Origin of the sequence: Azohydromonas sediminis, from assembly GCF_003574675.1 — a bacterium.
GTDB lineage: Bacteria > Pseudomonadota > Gammaproteobacteria > Burkholderiales > Burkholderiaceae_C > Calidifontimicrobium > Calidifontimicrobium sediminis.
Map to the genome: position 1 here is coordinate 1 of NZ_QOAZ01000003.1, position 22977 is coordinate 22977.

Consider the following 22977-nt stretch of genomic DNA (forward strand, 5'->3'; position numbering starts at 1 on the left):
AGCCGCGCCAGCTCGCGTCCACTGCCCACGCCTTCGAGCGTGGCGTACAGCCACAGCGCAAACAGGATGCGCGGGTCGATCGCCGCGCGTCCGGCGTTGCTGCCGCGCGCCTTGATCGCATCGGTCAGCCGGCTCAGGTCCTGCCGCTCGACGTAGCCCCATACCAGCCGCGCTCGGTGATCCTCGCCCAGCAGCGACTCCAGGTCCGATGCTCGCAGTTCGATCTGCTTGCGGTTGGGCTGCAGCAGCCGCGGCGGCTGCGCGCGCAGCGCAACGGCTCGCGCTTGCGCGGCGGCCTGCGCTGCTTGCTCATCGACGGGCGCCAAGTCCTCGAACAAAACCCCGGCCACGCTGTCTTGGTGCTTCGGATCGCTCATGCCCAACAGCAAGCCAGAGACATGCCAGCACGAGGGCAGCGGACGAAAAACTCTCACGCTCTCAGGCCGTCATCAGCTCGTCGAACGGCACCGTCTTGTCGACGACCTTGGCCTGGCCGAGCACGTGCGCGGTGACGTTGTTCTCGATCACGACCGCCTCGACTTCGGCCATGCGCTGGCGGTCGCCGAGGTACCAGCGCACCACTTCGGCCGGCTTCTCGTAGCTCTGCGCGACTTCCTCGATGTGCGCCTGCAGCTGCTCGGGCTTGGCCTGCAGGTTGTGCGCGCGCACCAGCTCGGCCACCACCAGCCCGAGGCGCACGCGGCGCTCGGCCTGCGGCTGGAACAGTTCGGCCGGGATCGGCGCCTTGTCGGCGTCCTTGACGCCGCGCTTCTTCAGGTCCTCGCGCGCGGCGGCGGTCATGCGCTCGACCTCGGCCTCGACGAGCGCCTTCGGCACGTCGAGCTCGGCGACCTTGACCAGCGCGTCCATCACGGCAGCCTTGTTGCGCGCCTGCACGCGGAACTTGACCTCGCGCTCGAGGTTGCGCTTGACGTCTTCGCGCAGCGCCTCGAGCGTGCCGGCGGCGATGCCCAGCGACTTGACGAAGGCCTCGTCGACGGCCGGCAGGTGCTGCGCCTCGATCTTCTTCATCGACACCAGGAAGTCGGCCTCCTTGCCGGCGACCTCCTTGCCCTGGTAGTCGTCGGGGAACTTCAGGGGGAAGGTCTTGCTCTCGCCGACCTTCATGCCGCGCACAGCCTTGTCGAACTGCTCGAGCATCTGGCCTTCGCCGATGACGAACTGGAAGCCCTCGGCCTTGCCGCCGGCGAACGGCTCGCCGTCGATCTTGCCCTCGAAGTCGATCGTCACGCGGTCGCCCTCCTGCGCGCCTTCGGCGGCCGGGCGCTGCTGGAACGTGCGGCGCTGGCGGCGCAGGATGTCGATGGTCTTGTCGATCGCCGCGTCGGTGACCTCGGTGGCGATGCGCTCGACCTCGACGCCGGAGAGGTCGCCGATCTTGACCTCGGGGTAGACCTCGAAGGTCGCGTCGAACGCGAGCTGGCCCTCGGGGGCATCGGCCTTCGGTTCGATGCGCGGCATGCCGGCCACGCGCAGCTTGGCCTCGTTGGCGGCGTCGGCGAACGCGCGGCCGACGCGGTCGTTCATCACCTCGTACTGCACCGAATAGCCGTAGCGCTGGGCGACCACCGACAGCGGGACCTTGCCCGGGCGGAACCCGTCGGCCTTGACGGTGCGCGCGAGTTTCTTCAGGCGCGACTCGACCTCGCGGTTGATCTCGTCGGCGGGGAGCGTCAGCGTGATGCGGCGCTCGAGCTTGTCCAGGGTTTCCACGTTGACCGTCATGATGGGGAACTCTTTCGTCGTGTGTCTGGTGCGCGGGGGGGGACTCGAACCCCCACACCATCGCTGGCGTCAGGACCTAAACCTGGTGCGTCTACCAATTTCGCCACCCGCGCGAGGGCTCGAAGTGCGACGGGCCACGGCAGGCACCCTGCGGCCCGAACCGGCGATTCGGCGAACCGGGTAGTTTATCCGCTCACGGGCGCTGCGCGGCGCCGCTCAGGCCGCAGGCGCAGCGTCGCGCCGCACGCGGAACCACGCCGCGTACATCGCCGGCAGTGCGAGCAGCGTCAGCGCGGTGGCCACGACGAGGCCGCCCATGATCGCGACCGCCATCGGGCCCCAGAACACGCTGCGCGACAGCGGGATCATCGCCAGCACCGCGGCCGCGGCGGTCAGCACGATCGGCCGAAAGCGCCGCACCGCCGCCTCGACGATCGCGTCCCACGCCGGCACGCCGCGCGCGCGGTCCTGCTCGATCTGGTCGATCAGGATCACCGAGTTGCGCATGATCATCCCCGACAGCGCGATCACGCCGAGCAGCGCGACGAAGCCGAACGGCCGGTCGAGCAGCAGCAGCGCGGCGGCCACGCCGGCGATGCCCAGCGGACCGGTCAGGAACACCAGCAGCGCGCGGCTGAAGCTGTGCAGCTGCAGCATCAGCAGCGTGAAGATGATGAACAGCATCGCCGGCACGCCGGCGGCGATCGAGCCCTGGCCCTTGCTGCTCTCGGCCACGGCGCCGGCGACGACGATGTCGTAGCCGGGCGGCATCCGTTGCTTGATCTTGCTCAACTCGGGCCACAGCTGCGCCGTCACGGTCGCGCCCTGCAGGCCCTCGGCGACGTCGCCTTGCATCGTCACCGCGTACTGGCGCTGTTCGCGCCACAGCACGCCGGGCTCCCAACCGACCTCGATGCGCGCGACCTGCGCGAGCGGCACGGCACGCCCGTTCGCGGTGGGCAGGTAGGCGTCGGCGAGGTCGGTGATCGCACGGTGCTCGTCCTCGGGCTGGCGCAGCACGATGTCGAGCCGCTTGTCGCCCTCGCGGTACTGGCCGATCGTCGTGCCCGACAGGATCGTGCGCGACGCCTGCGCGATCGACTGACTCGTCACGCCGAGCGCACGCGCCTTGTCCTGGTCGACCTGCAGCCGCAGCGCGAGCACCGACTCGTTCCAGTTGTCATTGACGCCGCGCAGGTTCGCGTTGGTGCGCATCGCGTCCTTGACCTCGTCGGCCCAGCGGCGCACGCCGGCCACGTCGGGGCCGACGACGCGAAACATCACCGGGTACGACACCGGCGGCCCGTTGGGCAGCAGCTTGACGCGACCGCGCGCCTCGGGGAACTCGGCGGCCAGGATCGCCGGCAGCGCGCGGCGCAGCCGCTCGCGCTCGGCCAGGCTCGCCGGCAGCACGATCGCCTGGCTGACGTTGGGCTGCGGGAAGATCTGGTCCAGCGGCAGGTAGAAGCGCGGCACGCCCGAGCCGACCCAGGTCGTCACGCTGGCCACCCCGGGCTCGGCCATCAGGCGCGCCTCGAAGCGGCGCGCGACCTCGGCGCTGGTCTCGATCGCCGTGCCCTCGGGCAGCCACAGGTCGACCAGCAGCTCGGGCCGGTTCGAGTCGGGGAAGAACTGCTGCTGCACGCGCCCCATGCCGGCGAGGCCGAGCGCGAAGGTCAGCAGCGTCGCACCGATCGTCAGCCAGCGGTGACGCACGCACCAGCCGACCGTCGCGCGGAAGCGGTTGTAGAACGGTGTGTCGAACAGCTCGTGCGGCCCCTCGCCGGTGGCGTCGACCTTGGCCCTGACGCGCAGCAGCCGCCAGCCCAGCCACGGCACGAAGTACACCGAGACGACCCACGAGATCACGAGCGCCGCCGCCGTGACGGCGAAGATCGCGAACGTGTACTCGCCGGTGGCCGACTTCGCCAGCCCGATCGGCAGGAAGCCGGCGGCCGTGATCAGCGTGCCGGTGAGCATCGGCTTGGCGGTGACGTCGAACGCGAAGGTCGCCGCGCGCAGGCGGTCGTAGCCCTCCTCGAGCTTGCGCACCATCATCTCGACGACGATGATCGCGTCGTCGACGAGCAGGCCCAGCGCGATGATCAGCGAGCCCAGCGAGATCTTGTGCAGGCCCACGCCCCAGTAGTACATCGCGACGAAGGTGATCGCCAGCACGAGCGGGATCGTGATCGCCACCACCAGCCCCGGCCAGACGTCGATGCGCAGCGGCCGCGTGTGCAGCCCGAGGCTGACGAAGCTGACCGCCAGCACGATGACCAGCGCCTCGACGAGCACCTTGACGAACTCGCCGACCGAGCGGCTGACGGCCTGCGGCTGATCCTGCACCTGCACGAGTTCGACGCCGGCCGGCAGCTCGGCACGCAGGCGCTGCGCCTCGGCGCGCAGCGCCTTGCCCAGCGCGATGATGTCGCCACCGGGCGCCATCGACACGCCCAGCGCGATCACGTCGCGGCCCTGGTGGCGCACCATGACGGCCGGCGGGTCGACGTAGTCGCGGCGGATCGTCGCCAGGTCGCCCAGGCGCAGCGTGCTCGCCTGGCCGGTGGCGGGGTTGACGGCGCGGATCGGCAGCCGCGCGAGGTCGTCGACCGACGTGAATGCGCCGGCCACGCGCACCTGCACGTTGACGCCGCCAGCGTCGAGCACGCCGGCGCCCTCGACGGCGTTCTGCGCGCCGATCTGGGCGATCACCTGGTTCATGTCCAGGCCCAGCTGCGCGAGGCGGCGCTGCGGGATCTCGACGAACAGCTTTTCCGGCTGCACGCCGAACTGCGCGACCTTGGCCACGTCGCGCACGCGCAGCAGCCGCTCGCGCACCATGTCGGCGAACTCGCGCAGCTCCTCGCGGCTGAAGCCGTCGGCCGACAGGGCGAAGATCGAGCCGTAGACGTCGCCGAACTCGTCGTTGAACACCGGCCCGATCACGCCGGCCGGCAGCGTCGCGCGCATGTCGCCGACCTTCTTGCGCACTTGGTACCAGACGTCGGGCACCGACTGCGGCGGCGAGTCGTCGGCCAGCTGCAGCAGGGTCAGCGACTCGCCCGGCTTGGTGTAGCTGCGGATCACGTCGGCGTGCGGGACTTCCTGCAGCGTCTTCTCGATGCGGTCGGTGACCTGCTCGGCCATCTGCTGCGCCGTCGCGCCGGGCCAGAACGCCTGCACGACCATCGCGCGAAACGTGAACGGCGGATCCTCGTCCTGGCCGAGCTGGAAGTACGCCGCGCCGCCGAGCAGCAGCAGCACGATCATCAGGTAGCGCGTCAGCGGGGCGTGCTCGATCGCCCAGCGCGAGACGTTGAAGCGAGATGCGGTCAAGGCCGGCCCCACGGTGCGTCGACGGTGCCGCGCGCCTCAGCGCCCCGCCGGCGCCGGGGCGGCAGCGCGGCTGCCGGCCGCGTCGGCGGACGCACCGTGCTGCGTCACCTTCTGCCCCGCTGTCAGCACATGGACGCCGGCCGTGACGACGACATCGCCGTCCGCGAGCCCGCTCGCGACGAGCGCGACGTTGCCCTCGGTACCGGCCACGCCGACCGGGCGCGGCTGCACCGTCGACGTCGCCGCATCGACGACCCACACCGTGGTCTGTCCCTGCCGCTCGAACAGCGCCGTCAGCGGCAACCTGACGACGCCTTCACGCCGCGGCAGCGCGGCGGTCACGGTGGCCGTCTGCCCCAGGCGCACCGGCGCGTCGCCGACGTCGGCCTTGACGAGGAAGGTGCGCGTGAGCGGGTCGGCCGCGGCGGCGACTTCGCGCACACGCGCAGGAAACGGCGAAGCGTCGCTGCCCCACAGGCGCACCGTCAGCGCACCGGGTGTCGCCGCGATCGCGCGCAGGCGGTCGAGCTGATCCTCGGGCACCGAGAACACGACGTCGCGCGGCCCATCGTGCGCGACGCGCAGCACGGGGCTGCCGGCGGCGAGCACCGCCCCCGGCTCGGCCTCGACGGCGGTGACGACACCGGCCGCGTCGGCGCGCAACTCGGCGTAGCGCGCGAGGTTGGCCTGCACGCCGGCCTGCGCGCGGGCCTGCGCGAGTTGCGCCTGCGCCGCCTTCAACGCCGTGTCGTAACGGCTGAACTGCGCGTCGCTGATGAACCCCTGCTCGCGCAGCGCGCCGAAACGCTGCACGTCGGCTTCAGCCTGCGCGAACTGCACCTGCGCGGCCTGCAGCGCCGCCTGCGCGGCGTCGCTGCCCAGCCGCAGGTTGTCGGCGTCCAGACGCGCGAGGACTTGGCCGGCGCGCACCGGCTCGCCGAGGTTCACGCGCCGCTCGACGAGCCGGCCGCCCACCTCGAACGCGAGCCTCGACTCGGTGCGCGCGCGCACCTCGGCCGCGAACTGCTGCGTCGGCTGCGCACCGGACAGGCCCACGGTGACGGTGCGCACCGCGCGCACCGGCTCGGGCGACGGCGCGGGCCGCGAGCACGCGGCCAGCGCCACGCTCGCGGCAAGCAGCAGGGGCACGAACGCACGCATCGGGAACCTCGTCGGCGAACGCGCGACGAGCGCGGCATCCAGCATGCCGCGGCGCGACGCCACTTTAATGACTGACCGGTCAGTACTGTAGGGACCGCCGCGCGCGGTGTCAAGCAGCGAAGGCGCCGCCGCGAGGGGCGCCCGCCGTGGCGTGGACAATCACGCCGGTGAGCGTCGACCATTACGAGAACTTCCCCGTCGCGTCGTGGCTGTGCCCGCCGACGCTGCGCCCTGCGGTGCAAGCCATCTACTGGTTCGCGCGCACCGCCGACGACCTCGCCGACGAGGGCGACGTGCCGGCGCCCGAGCGTCTCGCGCAGCTGGCCGCCTACCGCGCCGAACTGGCCCGCGTGCTCGCCGACGCCCCCCCTGCCCCCGGCCCCTGGCGCACCGTCTTCGAGCCGCTGCAGCAGGCCGTGCGCCGGCACCGGCTGCCCGCGGCGCCGCTGTTCGACCTGCTCAGCGCGTTCGAGCAGGACGCGCACCCGCCGACCTACGCCGACCGCGCCGCGCTGCTCGACTACTGCCGCCGCTCGGCCAACCCGATCGGCCGCCTCCTGCTGCACCTGTACCGCGTCGACGACGCCACCGCGCTGGCGCGCTCGGACGCCGTGTGCAGCGCGCTGCAGCTGATCAACTTCTGGCAGGACCTCGGCGTCGATGCGCCGCGCGGGCGCCACTACGTGCCGCTGGCCGACGCGCGCCGCCACGGCGTGACGCTGGCGCAGCTCGAGGCCCGCGACGACACGCCGGCGGTGCGCGCGCTGGTGCGCGACCTGTGCGCGTGGGCGCGTGCGCTGATGCTCGACGGCGCGCCGCTCGCGCACGAGCTGCCCGGGCGCGTCGGCTGGGAACTGCGGCTCGTCGTGCAAGGGGGCCTGCGCGTGCTCGACCGCATCGCGCGGCTCGATCACGCGACACTGCGGCAACGCCCGACGCTGGGCGCCGCCGACGCGCTGCCGCTGCTGTGGCGCGCGCTGACGATGCGCCCGACGCCCGCAGCGCTGGAGCGCGCGGCATGACGCCCGAACAGTACGTGCAGGACAAGGCCGCGCGCAGCGGCTCGTCGTTCTACTACGCGTTCAAGTTCCTGCCACCGCGCCGGCAGGCCGCGATCACGGCGTTCTACGCCTTCTGCCGCGAGGTCGACGACGTCGTCGACGAGGTCCACGACGCCGGCGTCGCCGCGACCAAGCTGGCCTGGTGGCGCCGCGAGGTCGACGCCGCCTTCGCCGGCGCGCCGACGCACCCGGTGACGCGAGCGCTGCTGCCGCTGGCCGCCGAGCACGCGATCACCGCCGCGCAGCTGCAGCAGGTCATCGACGGCTGCGAGATGGACTTGCGGCAGACGCGCTACCTCGACTTCGCGTCGCTGGCCCGCTACTGCCACCTGGTGGCCGGCGTCGTCGGCGAGGTGTCGGCCAACATCTTCGGGCGCACGCGCGACGAGACGGTCGCCTACGCGCACCGGCTCGGCCTGGCGATGCAGCTGACGAACATCATCCGCGACGTCGGCGACGACGCGCGCCGCGGGCGCATCTACCTGCCGCTGGACGAGTTGCAGCGCTTCGACGTCAAGGCGCACGAGCTGCTGCGCCGCGAGCCGCCGTGGGGCTACAGCGAGCGCTTCGAGGCGCTGATGCGCTTCCAGGCCGAGCGCGCGCACCGGCTGTTCGACGAGGCGCGCGCGCTGCTGCCCGCGGCCGACCGCCGCGCGCAGCGCCCCGGGCTGATGATGGCGACGATCTACCGCACGCTGCTGCGGGAGATCGAGGCGACGGGCTTTCGCGTGCTGCACCAGCGCGTCGCGCTGACGCCGCTGCGCAAGGCGTGGCTGGCGATGTGCACGCACTGGCGCGAACGCTGATGCGCGTGGCCGTCGTCGGCGGCGGCTGGGCCGGCATCGCCGCGGCCGTGCACGCGACCCGCGCCGGCCACGCCGTCACGCTGTTCGAGATGGCCGCACAGCTCGGCGGGCGCGCGCGCAGCGTCGACGCCGGTGGCGCACGGCTCGACAACGGCCAGCACATCCTGATCGGCGCCTACGTCGAGACGCTGGCGCTGATGCGCACCGTCGGCGTCGACCCGCAGGAGGTGCTTGCACGGCAGCCGCTCGCCCTCGTCGGGCCCGACGGCCAGGGGCTGCGGCTGCGCCGCGGGCCGGCCGTGCCGGCGTTCGTCGCTGCCGTGCTGCGTCACCGCGGCTGGTCGTGGCGCGAGCGCGCGGCCCTCTTGCGCCACGCCGCGGCCTGGGCGCTCGCGGGCTTCGAGGCCGACGCCGCGTGCACCGTCGAGCGCCTGTGCGCCGCGATGCCGCAGCGTGTGCGCGACGAACTGGTCGCGCCGCTGTGCGTCGCCGCGCTCAACACGCCGGCGCCCGAGGCGAGCGCGCAGGTCTTCTTGCGCGTGCTGCGCGACGCGCTGTTCGCCGGACGCGGCGCGGCCGACCTGCTGCTGCCGCGCGCCCCGCTGTCCGAAGTGCTGCCGGCACCGGCCCGCGCGTGGCTGCAGGCTCACGGCAGCCGCGTCCGCCTGGGCCATCGCGTCCAAACGCTGACCGCCACCACTGCCGGCTGGGCCGTCGACGGCGAAGACTTCGACGCCGTCGTGCTCGCGTGCACGGCGCACGAGGCGGCGCGGCTGGCGCGTGCCGTCGCGCCGGCGTGGGCGGCACAGGCGGCCGCGTTCGAGTACCAGCCGATCGTGACCGTCTACCTCGACAGTGCGGGCACACGCCTGCCGCAGCCGATGACCGCGCTGCCCGAAGGGCCCGACGCACCGGCGCAGTATGTGTTCGACCATGGCGCGCTCGGCGCGTGCGCCGGCCGCTTCGCGGCCGTCGTCAGCGGCGCGCGCGCGTGGACGCAGCGCGGTCTGGAGGTCACGGCCGAGGCCGTGCGCCAGCAACTGCTCGACGCTTTCGCGCCCGGCACGTGGCGCTCGCCGCCACTCGTGCGGCGCGTGCTCGCCGACAAGCGCGCCACCTTCGCCTGCACGCCGGGGCTGCAACGGCCCGCCACCGTGCTGGCGCCGCGCCTGTGCGCCGCCGGCGACTATGTCGCCGGCCCGTACCCGGCCACGCTCGAAGGTGCCGTGCGTGCCGGCAAGGCCGCCACCGCTGCGCTGACCTGAAGCGCGCGCCGGTCACCGCCGAAGCCAGCGCGCCCGGCGCCGGTTCCAGTTCGCGCACCGCGCTTTCGCCATGCAGGAGCGCCGGCGGCAGCGCACAATACCGCCATGCGAAAAAAGGACGGCCACACCCCGGCGATCCAGGTGCTCGAGCGCACGTTCGCGCTGCTCGACGTCCTGGCGGCACACAACGAACCGATGGCGCTGAAAGACATCAGCGAGCGCACGGGCCTGCACCCGTCGACGGCGCACCGCATCCTCAACGACCTGGCGGCCGGTCGTCTCGTCGACCGCCCCGAGCCCGGCAGCTACCGGCTGGGCATGCGCCTGCTCGAACTGGGCAACCTCGTCAAGGCCCGGCTCGACGTGCGCGAAGCCGCGCTGGCCCCGATGCGCGAGCTGCACCGGCTGACGCACCAGCCGGTGAACCTGTCGGTGCGCCAGGGCGACGAGATCGTCTACATCGAACGCGCGTACAGCGAGCGCTCCGGGATGCAGGTCGTGCGCGCGATCGGCGGGCGGGCGCCGCTGCACCTGACCTCGGTGGGCAAGCTGTTCCTCGCCTACGACGAGCCGGCGCGGGTGCGCGCGTACGCGACGCGCACCGGGCTGGCGGGCCACACGCGCAACAGCATCACCGATCTGCCTCGCCTCGAGCGCGAGCTGGCACAGGTGCGCCAGAGCAACGTCGCGCGCGACGACGAGGAGCTCGAGGTCGGCGTGCGCTGCATGGCCGCCGGGATCTTCGACGACCAGAACCGGCTCGTCGCCGGACTGTCGATCTCGGCGCCGGCCGACCGCCTCGACGAGGCGTGGGTCGACAAGCTCAGGGCGACGGCGGCGCAGATTTCGGCGGCATTGGGCCACCGCCCGCGATGAGCCCGAGGCGGGGATCGCCCACCGTCACAGTGGCCGCGACTTGCCCGCGCCGGCGTCGTGGTCCCCGTGCCCGAGCAGCCAGCGGCGCAGCCGCTCGGCATCGGCGATGCGCGAGTAGCGGCCGGCCGAGTCGAGCAGCACCATGATCAGGTTGCGCCCGGCGAGCTCGGCCTGCATCACGACGCAGCGGCCGGCTTCGGCGATGTAGCCGGTCTTCTGCAGGCCGATCGACCACTCGGGGTTGCGCACCAGCCCGTTCGAGTTGCGGAACTGCATCGCCTGCGAGCCGACGGCGACCTGCGCCTCGGGCGACGTCGACAGCTCGCGGATCAGGTCGTGCTGGTACGCGGCCTTGACGAGCAATGCCAGGTCACGCGCACTCGAGCGGTTGCGGCTCGACAGGCCGGTGGGCTCGACGTAGCGCGTGTCGTGCATGCCCAGCAGCGCTGCCTTCGCGTTCATCGCCTCGACGAAGGCCGCGAGGCCACCGGGGTAGTGGCGACCGAGCGCATTGGCGGCACGGTTCTCCGACGACATCAGCGCCAGGTGCAGCATCTCGCCGCGCGTCAGCTGCGTACCCAGCCGCAGGCGCGATCCCGTGCCCTTCTCGGTGTCGACGTCGTCCTGCGTGATCGTCAGCACCTCGTCGAGCGGCTGCTTCGCTTCGATGACGACGAGCGCGGTCATCAGCTTGGTGATCGAGGCGATCGGCAGCACGGCCTGCGGGTTCTTGCTGAACAGCACCTCGTCGGTGTCCTGGTCGACGACGAGTGCGACGCTGGACTTCAACGCCAGCGGGTCGGGCGTGCTGTGCAGACCGTAGACCTGCCCGAGCGAAGGCCTCGCCGCAGCGGCCGCGACGACCGCGCGCCGGTGGGTCTTCGGCGTGGCCTTCGTGCGCGGGGCGGCCTTCTTCGTGCTTGATTTCTTGGCCGCGGCCGCCTGGGCGTGCGTCGCCGCCGCGTGAGCGCCACCCACCGGCAGCGCGCACGCGAGTGCAGCCACCAGGCATCCGACCGACCACCACCGCCACCCCATCGCCGACCTCCAGGCCTTGCGGCTCCCAACGCCGTCCCACGTTATCGGCGCAGTGTAGGAGAAGCTTGAAACGCAAGCAAGATCAGGAACTTGCAAAACGTTCCTCAAGTTGGGATCGGCGTCCGGCCGACCCCGGATCGTCGCTTCAGCCCTGCGCCGCGACCCGTTCGGTGTTGCTGTGCAGCTTGTTCAACGCCGCCAGGTAGGCCTTGGCCGACGCGACGACGATGTCCGGGTCGGCACCGACGCCGTTGACGACGCGGCCGCCGAGTTGCAGCCGCACCGTGACCTCCCCCTGCGATTCTGTGGAGCCGCTGGTGATCGCATTGACCGAATACAGCAGCAGTTCGGCGCCAGACTTCACCTTCGACTCGATGGCCTTCAGGCTCGCGTCGACGGGGCCGTTGCCGTCGCTCTCGGCGTGGTGCTCCTCGTTGCCGATCGCCAGCGTGACGCTCGCGTGCGGGCGCTCGCCGGTCTCCGAGTGCTGCGCGAGCGAGAGCAGACGGTAGTGCTCCTGCTCGGCGGTGACGCTCTCGTCGCCGACCAGCGCGATGATGTCCTCGTCGAAGATCTCGCTCTTGCGGTCGGCGAGGTCCTTGAAGCGCGCGAACGCGGCGTTGATCTCGGCCTCGGACTCGAGCTCGATGCCCAGCTCCTGCAGCCGCTGCTTGAACGCGTTGCGCCCGCTCAGCTTGCCGAGCACGATCTTGTTCGCCGCCCAGCCGACGTCCTCGGCACGCATGATCTCGTAGGTGTCGCGCGCCTTGAGCACGCCGTCCTGGTGGATGCCGCTCGCGTGCGCGAACGCGTTGGCGCCGACCACCGCCTTGTTTGGCTGCACGACGAAGCCGGTGGTCTGGCTGACCATGCGGCTGGCGGGCACGATCTGCGTCGTGTCGATGCCGACGTCGAGCCCGTAGTAGTCGCGCCGGGTCTTGACCGCCATCACGACCTCCTCGAGCGAGCAGTTGCCCGCGCGCTCGCCGAGCCCGTTGATCGTGCACTCGACCTGGCGCGCGCCGCCGATCTTGACGCCCGCCAGCGAGTTCGCCACCGCCATGCCGAGGTCGTTGTGGCAGTGCACGCTCCAGATCGCCTTGTCCGAGTTCGGGATGCGCTCGCGCAGCTGGCGGATGAAGTGGCCGTACAGCTCGGGCACCGCGTAGCCGACGGTGTCGGGGATGTTGATCGTGCCGGCGCCCTCGGCGATCACGGCCTCGAGCACCTGGCACAGGAAGTCGGGGTCGCTGCGGTAGCCGTCCTCGGGCGAGAACTCGACGTCGTCGCACAGGTTGCGCGCGAAGCGCACCGCGAGCTTCGCCTGCTCGAGCACCTGCTCGCGCGTCATGCGCAGCTTCTTGGCCATGTGCAGCTCGCTGGTGGCGATGAAGGTGTGGATGCGCGCGCGCGGCGCACCCTTGAGCGCCTCGGCCGCGCGCGCGATGTCGCGGTCGTTGGCGCGCGCGAGCGAACACACCGTCGACTCCTTGATGTGGTCGGCGATCGCCTTGACGGCCTCGAAGTCGCCGTTGCTCGACGCGGCGAACCCGGCCTCGATCACGTCGACGCGCAGCCGCTCGAGCTGGCGCGCGATGCGCAGCTTCTCGTCCTTGGTCATCGAGGCACCGGGCGACTGCTCGCCGTCGCGCAGCGTGGTGTCGAAGATGATCAGCTTGTCGCTCATGACGTTCTCTCCAGGGCAAGTTCGGGGTCGGTGCACGCAGCCCCATCGCCTCAAAGCAAACGGCCCGCTGCGTTGCGCTGGCGGGCCGTTGATCGGGGAAGGACTCGGACGGTTCGTTCGGACGTGGTCGATCAGCGCACCCGCGGGGCACGTAGGAGCGCTAGCACGAGGAGGTCGCGGCCGAAGTCCATGCTCGAAATGTAGCACGCCGGTGCGCGGCCCGTGCCATCGCGGCTCACGAGTGCAGCCCCTTCTCGTCGGGCTCGTCGGTCGAGGTCGCGATCACGCTGACCGGCTTGCCCTTGCTCTTGCGCCACGCGTACACGGCATACCCCGACAAGCCGTAGACGCAGAACAGCGCGAACAGCACGGTGGGCGGGTGGATCGTGATCAGCGCGATGCCCAGCGCGATCGCGACGACGACGATGAACGGCACCGACTTGCGGAAGTTGACGTCCTTGAAGCTGTAGAACGGCACGTTGGTCACCATCGTCAGCCCGGCGTACAGCGTCAGCGCGAACGCACCCCACGCGAGCCAGTCGATGCGCGTCGCGCCGCGGATCCCGGCGTCGTCGACGATCCAGATGAAGCCGACGACGAGCGCGGCCGCGGCCGGGCTCGGCAGCCCCTGGAACCAGCGCTTGTCGACGACGCCGATGTTGGTGTTGAAGCGCGCGAGCCGCAGCGCCGCGCAGGCGCAGTAGATGAAGGCGGCGATCCAGCCGAGCTTGCCCAGGCCGCTGAGGGCCCACACGTAGACGATCACGGCCGGTGCCGCGCCGAAGCTGACCATGTCGGCCAGGCTGTCCATCTGTTCGCCGAAGGCACTCTGCGTGTTCGTCAGCCGCGCGACGCGCCCGTCGAGGCTGTCGAGCACCATCGCCGCGAAGATGCCGATCGCCGACTGTTCGAAGCGGCCGTTGATCGCCATCACGATGCCGTAGAACCCGCCGAACAGCGCCGCCACCGTGAACAGGTTCGGCAGGATGTAGATGCCCTTGCGGCGCGGGCGCACGAGCGGCACGTCGTCGCCGGGCTCGGGGTGGGCGGTCGGTTCCGTCATGGGGCGCGAGGATACCGCGGGCCGGGCAATGAAAAGGGCCGCCCGCGGCGGCCCTCGGTCGTGGCACGCGGTGCGCTCAGTTGCGGCTCTTGTCGACCAGCTTGTTGGCCTTGATCCACGGCATCATCGCGCGCAGCTTCTCGCCGACGACCTCGATCTGGTGCTCGGCCATCAGCCGCCGGCGAGACAGCAGCGTCGGCGCGCCGGCGCGGTTCTCGAGGATGAAGCTCTTCGCGTACTCGCCGGTCTGAATGTCGCGCAGCGCCTGGCGCATCGCCTTCTTCGTTTCCTCGGTGACGATCTTCGGCCCGGTCACGTACTCGCCGTACTCGGCGTTGTTCGAGATCGAGTAGTTCATGTTTGCGATGCCGCCCTCGTAGATCAGGTCGACGATCAGCTTGAGTTCGTGCAGGCACTCGAAGTACGCCATCTCGGGCGCGTAGCCGGCCTCGACCAGCGTCTCGAAGCCGGCCTTGATCAGCTCGACGGTGCCGCCGCACAGCACGGCCTGCTCGCCGAACAGGTCGGTTTCGGTCTCCTCGCGGAAGTTGGTCTCGATGATGCCGGCCTTGCCGCCGCCGTTGGCCGCCGCGTACGACAGCGCCAGGTCGCGCGCCTTGCCGCTCCTGTCCTGGTGCACCGCGATCAGGTGCGGCACGCCGCCGCCTTGCGTGTAGGTGCTGCGCACCGTGTGGCCCGGCGCCTTGGGCGCGACCATCCAGACGTCGAGGTCGTCGCGCGGCACGACCTGGCCGTAGTGCACGTTGAAGCCATGCGCGAACGCGAGCGAGGCCCCCTGCTTGATGTGCGGCTCGACGTCGTTCTTGTAGACGGCGGCGATCTGTTCGTCGGGCAGCAGGATCATCACGACGTCGGCGCCCTTGACGGCCTCGGCGACCTCGGCGACCTTCAGCCCCGCCTTCTCGACCTTGGCCCAGCTCGCGCCGCCGCGACGCAGACCGACGGTGACCTTGACACCGCTGTCGTTGAGGTTCTGCGCGTGCGCATGGCCCTGCGAGCCGTAGCCGATGATCGCGACCTGCTTGCCCTTGATCAGACTCAGGTCGGCGTCCTTGTCGTAGTAGACCTTCATGGTTCTCTCCAGAAAGATGCTGCGGAACGGGGGCGGGCTCGATGCAGCCGAATCAAGCGGCCGCCGCGGCACCGGCTTGGCCGGACCGCTGGCGGCGCCCCCTCGAGGGGGAGGCGCCGAAGGCGCTTCGGGGGTCGGTCACACTCGGAGGATGCGCTCGCCGCGACCGATGCCGCTGGCGCCGGTGCGCACCGTCTCGAGGATCGCGGCGCGGTCGATCGCGACGAGGAACGCGTCGAGCTTGGCGCCGTCGCCGGTCAGTTCGATCGTGTAGGTCTTCTCGGTCACGTCGATGATGCGGCCGCGGAAGATGTCGGCCATGCGCTTCATCTCCTCGCGCTCCTTGCCGACGGCGCGCACCTTGACGAGCATCAGCTCGCGCTCGGTGTAGCTGCCCTCGGTGAGGTCGACGACCTTGACGACTTCGATCAACCGGTTCAGGTGCTTGGTGATCTGCTCGATCACCTCGTCGCTGCCGGTGGTGACGATCGTCATGCGCGACAGCGATGCGTCCTCCGTCGGCGCGACGGTCAGGCTCTCGATGTTGTAGCCGCGCGCCGAGAACAGCGCCACGACGCGCGACAGCGCACCGGGCTCGTTCTCGAGCAGTACCGCGATGATGTGTCTCATGGGGTTCGTCCTTCGCGCTCTTCAGCGGCCGCCGCGGTAACGGCGGCGCCTTGGCCACGCCCTTCGAATGTCAGTGAATCGGAAATGCAGTCCTCGGCCGTTGGCCGGCGCCGCGCCGGGGCCCGGGGCAGCGCGGTGACGCCACCTCGCCCGCCGGCGTGCGCCGAGTCACAGATCCTCGGACCCGAGCAGCATCTCGGTGATGCCCTTGCCGGCCTGCACCATCGGCCAGACGTTCTCGGTCGGGTCGGTGCGGATGTCGAGGAACACGGTGCGGTCCTTCAGCCGGATCGCCTCGCGCAGCGCCGGCTCGACGTCGGCGGGCTTCTCGATCAGCATCCCGACGTGCCCGTACGCCTCGGCGAGCTTGACGAAGTCGGGCAGCGCGTCCATGTAGCTGTGCGAGTAGCGCCCGCCGTAGTCGAGCTGCTGCCACTGGCGCACCATGCCGAGGTAGCGGTTGTTCAGCGAGACGATCTTGACCGGCGTGTCGTACTGCTTGCAGGTCGACAGTTCCTGCAGGCACATCTGGATCGATCCCTCGCCGGTGATGCAGAACACGTCGGCCTGCGGCCGCGCGAGCTTGATGCCCATCGCATACGGCAGGCCGACGCCCATCGTGCCGAGTCCGCCGGAATTGATCCAGCGGCGCGGCTGCTCGAAGCCGTAGAACTGCGCGGCCCACATCTGGTGCTGGCCGACGTCCGAGGTGATGTAGCAGTCGCTGCCCCGGGTCAGCTCCCACAGCGTCTCGACGACGTACTGCGGCTTGATGACCTCGTGGCTCTTGCGATAGGCCAGGCAGTTGCGGCCGCGCCACTCGTTGACCTGCGCCCACCACGCGCCGAGCGCCTGCGCGTCGATCTTCTGCTGCGACTCGCGGATCTGCGCGATCAGCTCGACGAGCACTTCCTTCACGTCGCCGACGATCGGGATGTCGACCTTCACGCGCTTGGAGATGCTCGACGGGTCGATGTCGATGTGGATGATCTTGCGTTCGACCTGCGCGAAGTGCTTCGGGTTGCCGATCACGCGGTCGTCGAAGCGCGCGCCGACGGCGAGCAGCACGTCGCAGTGCTGCATCGTCATGTTGGCCTCGTAGGTGCCGTGCATCCCGAGCATGCCGAGGAATTTCGGGTCGCTCGCGGGAATCGCGCCGAGCCCCATCAGCGTGTTCGTGCACGGCGCGCCGAGCAGGTCGACGAGCTCGCGCAGTTCGGCCGACGCGTTGCCCAGGATCACGCCGCCGCCGGTGTACACGTAGGGCCGCTTGGCGTTCATCAGCAGCTGCACGGCCTTGCGGATCTGGCCGCCGTGGCCCTTGCGCACCGGGTTGTACGAGCGCATCTCGACCTTGTCCGGATAGTGGAACGGGCAGGTCTTGAGCGAGACGTCCTTCGGGATGTCGACGACGACGGGGCCGGGACGGCCGGTGCGCGCGATGTGGAACGCCTTCTTGATCGTCAGCGCGAGGTCGCGCACGTCCTTGACGAGGAAGTTGTGCTTGACGATCGGGCGCGTGATGCCCACCGTGTCGCATTCCTGGAACGCGTCCAGGCCGATCGCCGGCGTCGGCACCTGGCCGGTGATGATCACCATCGGGATCGAGTCCATGTACGCGGTGGCGATGCCGGTCACGGAATTCGTCACGCCGGGACCCGACGTCACCAGCGCGACGCCGACCTCGCCGGTGGCCCGCGCATAGCCGTCCGCTGCGTGCACCGCGGCCTGCTCGTGGCGCACGAGCACGTGCTGGATGCTGTCTTGCTTGTACAGCGCGTCGTAGATGTAAAGCACCGCGCCGCCGGGGTAGCCCCAGAGGTACTTGACCCCTTCGGCCTGGAGGCAGCGGACGAGGATTTCCGACCCGTTGGGGTCGGCGGTGGAGGTGTGCGGTTGTGCCTGGGCGTCCAGGACGGAGGCACGCTTGACTTCCGCGGCAGACATGTCCATTTCGAACCTCTGTGAATTTCTCTGACGAAAAACCATCGGTGTCCCTCCTCGCGCCCTCGTGAGGCGGAATCGGAACCTGCGCGGTCAAAAACGGGGCGCCCGGGTCGGCCACCCTGCTCGAGACCCGAAAAGAGCGTTGTGCGACCGCACATTATGGCACCGCCGAACGCGCCGACACCCGGTGTGATAATCGCGCCCGCTTTGCGCGGGCCACGCCCGCCTGCCTGCCGCCCGCGCTGCCTTGGCCACCGAACGAGAGCTCGACGAGTTCCTCCGCGACGTCGAACGACGCGCCTTCAAGCGCACCGTGTACACGGTGCGCGACGAGGAAGCCGCGCTGGACATCGTGCAAGACGCGATGATCCGCCTCGTCGAGCGCTACGCCGACCGGCCGGCCGCCGAGCTGGCGCCACTGTTCCAGCGCATCCTCGGCAACGCGACGATGGACTGGTTCCGGCGTCAGCGCGTGCGCGACGGCGTCGTGCAAAACCTGTCGGACTTCGAGGGCGGCAGCGACGACGGCGATTTCGACCTGCTCGAGCGGCTGGAAGCGCTGCACGCAGGCGTCGGCGTCGAGGGTGCCGACACCTCGGTGGCGCGCCAGCAGGTGCTGGCGGCGATCGAAGACGAGGTCGCGCGCCTGCCGGCGCGTCAACGGGAGGCGTTCCTGCTACGTTACTGGGAAGAATTAGACGTTGCCGAGACGGCGCAGGCGATGGGCTGCACCGAAGGCAGCGTCAAGACCCACTGCTCGCGCGCGGTGCACACCCTCGCGCGGGCATTGCGTTTGCGAGGAATCGTGCCATGACCACGCCACCGTCACCGCTGTCCGCCGCCCGTCCGCCGCTCGTGCGCGAGGCGCTCGAGGTGCGCTTCGGCGAGCGCGTGGCCGCACACCTCGACGAGGCCGCTGCCGCGTTGCCGCCGGACATCGTCGCGCGGCTCGGCCGCGCGCGCCAGGCCGCCGTGCTGCGACTGCGCCACGAGCGCCAGGCGGCGGCCGGCACCGTCACCGTCGGGGCAGGCACCGCCGCCCGCCACGCGCCGTCGTCGCATCCGCGCTGGCAGCGCGCACTGGCCTGGGTGCCGCTGCTCGCGATGGTGCTCGGGGTCTGGGCCATCGGCGAGTACCAGGCGCAGCGTCGCGTGCAGGCGGCTGCCGAGATCGACGCACGCCTGTTGACCGACGTGTTGCCGCCGGCGGCCTACGCCGACCCGGGGTTCACCCAGTTCCTGCGCGAAGGGGGGCAGCGTTGACGTTGCACCGCCGGCAGCCGATCGAGCGAGACTGGCCACGCAGCGCAGTCGCATGCGCGGTCGGCGTGGCGCTGCTCGCGCCGCTCGCGACGCTGGCGCAGCCGGCGGGGACGGCGCCGCGACCCACGGTGGCCGCCGCCAACGCCGTGCCGTGGTCGTCGCTGACGCCGAGCCAGGCGCGCGTGCTCGCGCCGCTCGCGCCGGTGTGGTCCACGCTGGAGCCCGAGCGACAGCGCAAGTGGCTCGAGCTCGCGTCGCTGTACCCGCGGATGTCGGCGGCCGACCAGCAACGCCTGCGCGAGCGCATGAACGAATGGGCCGCGATGAGCCCGGACGAGCGTCGTCGCGCCCGGCTCGAGTTCCAGCGCGCCAGTGCGATCAGCCCGCAGGAGCGGCAGGCGCAGTGGGAAGCCTACCGCGCGCTGCCGCCCGAGGAGCGCCAGCGGTTGGCCGAACAGGCCGAGCAGGCCGCGGCGGCGCGCCAGGGCAAACCCAGCGCCGAGGCGGCGCGCCCCGCCGTCGTGCGTGCGTCGCCGCCCGGCAGCGATCGCCCCGTGACGCCGGGGACGGTGCAGGCGGCGCCCGGTGTGTCGACGCGCCCCGTGACGCGCTCGGCGGAGCCGCCGCGCCACCAGCAGGCCGGGTTGCCGAAGATCGCCGCGACGCCCGACTTCGTCGACCGCAGCACGCTGCTGCCGCGCCGAGGCGCGCAGGCGGCTGCGGTGCGCAACCCGGGCGGTCCCGCACAGATCGAGCCCGACGGCGCGCAATGAGCGCCGCACCGCCACCGGCGGGCGCGGCCGCGACGCCCGGCATCGCGCGCCGACTCGCGAGCTTCGTCTACGAGGGCGTGCTGCTGTTCGGCGTCGTGATGATCGCCGGCTACCTGTATTCGTCGCTGACGCAGCAGCGCCACGCGCTGGAAGGGCGCGCCGGCCTGATGGCTTTCCTGTTCGTCGTGCTGGCGATCTATTTCGTCTGGTTCTGGTCGCACGGCGGCCAGACGGTGGCAATGAAGGCATGGCACGTGCGGCTGGTCACGGCCGACGGCGGTCCGGTGTCGCAGCTGCGCGCGCTGGCGCGCTACCTGCTGAGTTGGGTGTGGTTCCTGCCCGCGCTGGCCACGGCGCACTTCGCCGGACTCAAGTCGTCGCTGGCGGTGTTCACGCTGATGACGGTGGGCGTGCTCGCCTACGCGGCGCTGGCGTGGCTGCACCCGCAGCGGCAGTTCTGGCACGATGCGGTGTGCGGCACACGGCTGGTGCACTGGAACCCGCCGCGGCCGCCGAAGCCGGCGCAGCGCTGACGGCCGCGCCGGCCCTCCCTTCCCTACACCCCGCGAAAAGCCATGTCCCTTTCGCTGTGCGTCTACTGCGGCTCGCGCCTGGGCGACTCGCCGGTCTTCGAGCACGCCGCACGCACGCTCGGCGAACGCCTGGCCGCACGCGGCGGGCGCCTGGTCTACGGCGGCGGACGCGTCGGGCTGATGGGCATCGTCGCCGACGCGGTGCTGCGTGGCGGCGGCCAGGTCGTCGGCGTCATTCCGCAGGCGCTGATGCAGCGCGAGGTCGGGCACGCCGGGCTGACCGAGCTGCACGTCGTGCAGACGATGCACGAGCGCAAGCAGCGGATGGCCGAACGCGCCGATGCCTTCGTCGCGCTGCCCGGCGGCATCGGCACACTCGAAGAGCTGTACGAGGTGTGGTCGTGGCAGCAGCTGGGCTACCACGACAAGCCGGTCGCGCTGCTCAACGTCGACGGCTATTACGACGCGCTGCTGCGATTCATGGACATCGGCCACCGCCGCGGCTTCGTGTCGGATGCACAGCACGCCGCGCTGATCGTCGACGACGACGTCGAACGCCTGCTCGACCGCGTCAGCGCCGCCGCCGCGAAGGCGACGGCCCCCGACGACTACAGCCGCATCTGAAAGCCCGCGGCGGCGTCAGATCGCCGCTTCGTCGGTCTCGCCGGTGCGGATGCGCACGACCTGCTCGACCGGGGTCACGAAGATCTTGCCGTCGCCGATCTTGCCCGTCTTCGCGCTCGCGACGATGGCCTCGATCGCACGCTCGACGTCGCTGTCCTTGACGACGACCTCGATCTTCACCTTCGGCAGGAAGTCGACGACGTACTCGGCACCCCGATACAGCTCGGTGTGGCCCTTCTGCCGGCCGAAGCCCTTGACCTCGGTGACGGTCAGCCCCGACACGCCGACCTGACCGAGCGCTTCGCGCACTTCCTCGAGCTTGAACGGTTTGATGATGGCGGTGATCTGCTTCATCGCGCACTCCGAAGGCTGGACACTGCGCACGATTTAAGCACGGAACTTCGACGTGATGGGGTAACGCCAGTCGCGGCCAAAGGCTCGGTGCGTGATGCGGATGCCCACCGGCGCCTGCCGGCGCTTGTACTCGTTGACCTTGATCAGGTGCGCGACGCGCTCCACCGTGGTGCGCTCGAAGCCAGCCGCGACGATCTCATCGATGCTCTGGTCGTCTTCCATGTAGCGCGCGAGGATCGCGTCGAGCACGTCGTACGGCGGCAGGCTGTCCTGGTCGGTCTGGTTGGGCTTCAGTTCGGCCGACGGCGGGCGGGTGATGATGCGCTCGGGGATCACCGGCCCGACGCTGCCGTCGGCGCGCACCGTCGGCTGGCGGTTCTTCCACTCGGCGAGGCGGTAGACGAGCGTCTTGGCCACGTCCTTGATCACCGCGAAGCCGCCGGCCATGTCGCCGTACAACGTGCAGTAGCCGGTGGCCATCTCGCTCTTGTTGCCGGTGGTCAGCACGATCGCGCCGGTCTTGTTCGACAGCGCCATCAGCAGCGTGCCGCGGATGCGCGCCTGGATGTTCTCTTCCGTCGTGTCCTCGGCGCGGCCGGCGAACAGTGGCGCCAGGCTGGTGCGGAAGGCGTCGAACATCGGTGCGATCGGGATCTCGTCGTGGTGCACGCCGAGGCGGCGCGCCATCTCGCGCGCATCGAGCCACGAGATCTCGGCCGTGTACGGCGACGGCATCATCACGGTGCGCACGCGTGCGGCGCCCAGCGCGTCGACCGCGATCGCGAGGACCAGCGCCGAGTCGATGCCACCCGACAGCCCGATGATCGCGCCGGGGAATCCGTTCTTGCCGACGTAGTCGCGCACGCCCAGCACCAGTGCGCCCCACGCCTGTGCGAGCGGGTCGGGCATCGGCGCGATCGCGCCGCGTACGTCACCGCCGTCGATCGCCACCGCGAGCAGCGCCGGCTCGAAGCTCGGTGCGCGCGCCGCGAGCCTGCCGTGCGCATCGACGGCGAACGACGCGCCGTCGAACACGACCTCGTCCTGGCCACCCACCAGGTGCGCATAGACCAGCGGCAAACCGACGTCGCGCGCGCGCTCGGCCATGCGCGCCTCGCGCTCCTGCGCCTTGTCGAGGTGGAACGGCGACGCATTGAGCACCGCCAGCACCTGCGCGCCGGCGGCCTTCGCGCTGCGCGCCGGCTCGTCGAACCACGCGTCCTCGCAGATCAGCAGGCCCACGCGCACGCCGTGGACGTCGAACACGACGGGGCCATGGCCGGCGTCGCGGCCCGACGCGAAGTAGCGCCGCTCGTCGAACACCTGGTAGTTCGGCAGCTCGCGCTTGCAGTAGGTCGCGATCACGCGCCCCCCTGCGAGCACCGAGGCCGCGTTGAAGCGCTGCTGCACCGCGAGCGACTTGGTCCTAACATCGCCGCGCGCGCCGAACTGGTGCGGGTGTCCGACCACCAGATGCAGTCCCTCGCAGTCCGCCAGTTCCGCCGCCAGCTGCTCGAGCCGGCGCGCGCAGGCCTGCATGAAGGCCGGGCGCAGCAGCAGGTCCTCGGGCGGGTAGCCGCTGAGCGCGAGCTCGGGAGCGACGACGACGTGCGCACCGGCCGCGTGCGCGTCGCGCGCCGCCTGCGCGATCTTGCGCGCGTTGCCGTCGAGATCGCCGACGGTGGCGTTGATCTGCGCCAGCGCGACGTTCAGCATCG

At 71.0% G+C, this 22977-nt stretch carries 21 protein-coding genes and 1 tRNA gene; 9 read left to right on the plus strand and 13 right to left on the minus strand.

Annotation, left to right across the window (positions count from 1 at the left end; translation table 11 throughout):
- From DRV96_RS02715 to DRV96_RS02735, 5 genes are all read right to left on the minus strand, one after another.
- On the minus strand, positions 1-377 hold a 377-nt coding region (locus DRV96_RS02715; RefSeq protein WP_473199541.1), incomplete at its 3' end, for a transposase.
- Between the two features lie 61 nt (positions 378-438).
- The gene (gene tig, locus DRV96_RS02720) at positions 439-1746 is read right to left on the minus strand and encodes a trigger factor (RefSeq protein ID WP_119287482.1); all 1308 of its coding nucleotides are present in this window, start codon (positions 1744-1746) and stop codon (positions 439-441) included.
- 26 nt (positions 1747-1772) lie between these two features.
- Positions 1773-1859: transfer RNA gene (locus tag DRV96_RS02725), tRNA-Leu, on the minus strand.
- A 103-nt stretch (positions 1860-1962) separates the two neighbouring features.
- A complete protein-coding gene (locus tag DRV96_RS02730) occupies positions 1963-5085 on the minus strand; it encodes an efflux RND transporter permease subunit (RefSeq protein WP_259371653.1) in 3123 nt (1040 codons plus the stop codon).
- 36 nt (positions 5086-5121) lie between these two features.
- Positions 5122-6246, minus strand: a complete 1125-nt coding sequence (locus tag DRV96_RS02735) for an efflux RND transporter periplasmic adaptor subunit (protein WP_119287776.1) — start codon at positions 6244-6246, stop codon at positions 5122-5124.
- Between the two features lie 167 nt (positions 6247-6413).
- Between DRV96_RS02735 and hpnC the strand changes: the two genes are divergently transcribed.
- The 4 genes from hpnC to DRV96_RS02755 all read left to right on the plus strand — a co-directional run bounded on the left by hpnC (position 6414) and on the right by DRV96_RS02755 (position 10254).
- Positions 6414-7268 (plus strand): squalene synthase HpnC, encoded by an 855-nt coding sequence (gene hpnC / locus DRV96_RS02740; protein ID WP_119287484.1) that lies wholly within the window; start codon positions 6414-6416, stop codon positions 7266-7268.
- Positions 7265-8113 carry a presqualene diphosphate synthase HpnD gene (gene hpnD / locus DRV96_RS02745; RefSeq protein WP_119287487.1) on the plus strand — a complete coding sequence of 283 codons (849 nt, stop codon included), beginning with the start codon at positions 7265-7267 and terminating at the stop codon, positions 8111-8113. Before hpnC ends, hpnD begins: the two co-directional genes overlap by 4 nt.
- Positions 8077-9378, plus strand: a complete 1302-nt coding sequence (gene hpnE, locus DRV96_RS02750; protein WP_336470509.1) for a hydroxysqualene dehydroxylase HpnE — start codon at positions 8077-8079, stop codon at positions 9376-9378. Before hpnD ends, hpnE begins: the two co-directional genes overlap by 37 nt.
- A 105-nt stretch (positions 9379-9483) precedes the next feature.
- Positions 9484-10254 carry an IclR family transcriptional regulator gene (locus tag DRV96_RS02755; RefSeq protein WP_119287490.1) on the plus strand — a complete coding sequence of 257 codons (771 nt, stop codon included), beginning with the start codon at positions 9484-9486 and terminating at the stop codon, positions 10252-10254.
- Between the two features lie 24 nt (positions 10255-10278).
- On the opposite strand, the gene pbpG is transcribed toward DRV96_RS02755, so the two are convergent.
- From pbpG to DRV96_RS02785, 6 genes are all read right to left on the minus strand, one after another.
- On the minus strand, positions 10279-11292 hold the full coding sequence (gene pbpG, locus DRV96_RS02760) for a D-alanyl-D-alanine endopeptidase (RefSeq protein WP_119287493.1): 1014 nt from the start codon (positions 11290-11292) through the stop codon (positions 10279-10281).
- 145 nt (positions 11293-11437) lie between these two features.
- Complete coding sequence (locus DRV96_RS02765) at positions 11438-12979, minus strand: 2-isopropylmalate synthase (RefSeq protein WP_119287495.1); 1542 nt, start codon at positions 12977-12979, stop codon at positions 11438-11440.
- A 235-nt stretch (positions 12980-13214) separates the two neighbouring features.
- Positions 13215-14042, minus strand: coding sequence for a CDP-diacylglycerol--serine O-phosphatidyltransferase (gene pssA / locus DRV96_RS02770; RefSeq protein ID WP_119287497.1), 828 nt, complete (start codon positions 14040-14042; stop codon positions 13215-13217).
- 76 nt (positions 14043-14118) lie between these two features.
- The gene (gene ilvC / locus DRV96_RS02775; RefSeq protein ID WP_119287499.1) at positions 14119-15135 is read right to left on the minus strand and encodes a ketol-acid reductoisomerase; all 1017 of its coding nucleotides are present in this window, start codon (positions 15133-15135) and stop codon (positions 14119-14121) included.
- A gap of 138 nt (positions 15136-15273) precedes the next feature.
- Entirely contained in the window at positions 15274-15765 is a 492-nt protein-coding gene (gene ilvN / locus DRV96_RS02780) for an acetolactate synthase small subunit (RefSeq protein WP_119287501.1), read from the minus strand.
- Between the two features lie 168 nt (positions 15766-15933).
- Positions 15934-17718, minus strand: coding sequence for an acetolactate synthase 3 catalytic subunit (locus DRV96_RS02785; protein ID WP_119287503.1), 1785 nt, complete (start codon positions 17716-17718; stop codon positions 15934-15936).
- Positions 17719-17959: 241 nt separating this feature from the next.
- On the opposite strand from DRV96_RS02785, the gene DRV96_RS02790 reads away from it, so the two are divergent.
- From DRV96_RS02790 to DRV96_RS02810, 5 genes are all read left to right on the plus strand, one after another.
- Complete coding sequence (locus DRV96_RS02790; RefSeq protein ID WP_119287505.1) at positions 17960-18526, plus strand: RNA polymerase sigma factor; 567 nt, start codon at positions 17960-17962, stop codon at positions 18524-18526.
- Positions 18523-18975 (plus strand): DUF3619 family protein, encoded by a 453-nt coding sequence (locus DRV96_RS02795; protein WP_119287507.1) that lies wholly within the window; start codon positions 18523-18525, stop codon positions 18973-18975. Before DRV96_RS02790 ends, DRV96_RS02795 begins: the two co-directional genes overlap by 4 nt.
- Before the next feature lie 65 nt (positions 18976-19040).
- The gene (locus tag DRV96_RS02800; RefSeq protein ID WP_162910927.1) at positions 19041-19748 is read left to right on the plus strand and encodes a DUF3106 domain-containing protein; all 708 of its coding nucleotides are present in this window, start codon (positions 19041-19043) and stop codon (positions 19746-19748) included.
- Positions 19745-20281: an RDD family protein gene (locus DRV96_RS02805; protein WP_119287512.1), complete on the plus strand. Its 537-nt coding sequence runs from the start codon at positions 19745-19747 to the stop codon at positions 20279-20281. Before DRV96_RS02800 ends, DRV96_RS02805 begins: the two co-directional genes overlap by 4 nt.
- A 42-nt stretch (positions 20282-20323) precedes the next feature.
- Positions 20324-20905 carry an LOG family protein gene (locus DRV96_RS02810; RefSeq protein ID WP_119287514.1) on the plus strand — a complete coding sequence of 194 codons (582 nt, stop codon included), beginning with the start codon at positions 20324-20326 and terminating at the stop codon, positions 20903-20905.
- Positions 20906-20920: 15 nt separating this feature from the next.
- Here the strand turns inward: DRV96_RS02810 and DRV96_RS02815 are convergent, their stop codons facing one another.
- Together DRV96_RS02815 and DRV96_RS02820 are read right to left on the minus strand one after the other, a co-directional pair.
- The gene (locus tag DRV96_RS02815) at positions 20921-21259 is read right to left on the minus strand and encodes a P-II family nitrogen regulator (protein WP_119287516.1); all 339 of its coding nucleotides are present in this window, start codon (positions 21257-21259) and stop codon (positions 20921-20923) included.
- A 33-nt stretch (positions 21260-21292) separates the two neighbouring features.
- Positions 21293-22975, minus strand: coding sequence for an NAD+ synthase (locus DRV96_RS02820; protein ID WP_119287518.1), 1683 nt, complete (start codon positions 22973-22975; stop codon positions 21293-21295).
- Positions 22976-22977 lie beyond the last annotated feature (2 nt).

What these genes read in the sequence shown, in the direction of transcription:
- DRV96_RS02765 (WP_119287495.1), bottom strand. Translation starts at nt 12,979, where the DNA reads ATGAGCGACAAGCTGATCATCTTCGACACCACGCTGCGCGACGGCGAG.
- DRV96_RS02785 (WP_119287503.1), bottom strand. Translation starts at nt 17,718, where the DNA reads ATGGACATGTCTGCCGCGGAAGTCAAGCGTGCCTCCGTCCTGGACGCC.
- pssA (WP_119287497.1), bottom strand. Translation starts at nt 14,042, where the DNA reads ATGACGGAACCGACCGCCCACCCCGAGCCCGGCGACGACGTGCCGCTC.
- DRV96_RS02805 (WP_119287512.1), top strand. Translation starts at nt 19,745, where the DNA reads ATGAGCGCCGCACCGCCACCGGCGGGCGCGGCCGCGACGCCCGGCATC.
- DRV96_RS02795 (WP_119287507.1), top strand. Translation starts at nt 18,523, where the DNA reads ATGACCACGCCACCGTCACCGCTGTCCGCCGCCCGTCCGCCGCTCGTG.
- ilvC (WP_119287499.1), bottom strand. Translation starts at nt 15,135, where the DNA reads ATGAAGGTCTACTACGACAAGGACGCCGACCTGAGTCTGATCAAGGGC.
- pbpG (WP_119287493.1), bottom strand. Translation starts at nt 11,292, where the DNA reads ATGGGGTGGCGGTGGTGGTCGGTCGGATGCCTGGTGGCTGCACTCGCG.
- hpnD (WP_119287487.1), top strand. Translation starts at nt 7,265, where the DNA reads ATGACGCCCGAACAGTACGTGCAGGACAAGGCCGCGCGCAGCGGCTCG.
- DRV96_RS02755 (WP_119287490.1), top strand. Translation starts at nt 9,484, where the DNA reads ATGCGAAAAAAGGACGGCCACACCCCGGCGATCCAGGTGCTCGAGCGC.
- DRV96_RS02810 (WP_119287514.1), top strand. Translation starts at nt 20,324, where the DNA reads ATGTCCCTTTCGCTGTGCGTCTACTGCGGCTCGCGCCTGGGCGACTCG.
- DRV96_RS02815 (WP_119287516.1), bottom strand. Translation starts at nt 21,259, where the DNA reads ATGAAGCAGATCACCGCCATCATCAAACCGTTCAAGCTCGAGGAAGTG.
- tig (WP_119287482.1), bottom strand. Translation starts at nt 1,746, where the DNA reads ATGACGGTCAACGTGGAAACCCTGGACAAGCTCGAGCGCCGCATCACG.
- ilvN (WP_119287501.1), bottom strand. Translation starts at nt 15,765, where the DNA reads ATGAGACACATCATCGCGGTACTGCTCGAGAACGAGCCCGGTGCGCTG.
- DRV96_RS02735 (WP_119287776.1), bottom strand. Translation starts at nt 6,246, where the DNA reads ATGCGTGCGTTCGTGCCCCTGCTGCTTGCCGCGAGCGTGGCGCTGGCC.
- DRV96_RS02820 (WP_119287518.1), bottom strand. Translation starts at nt 22,975, where the DNA reads ATGCTGAACGTCGCGCTGGCGCAGATCAACGCCACCGTCGGCGATCTC.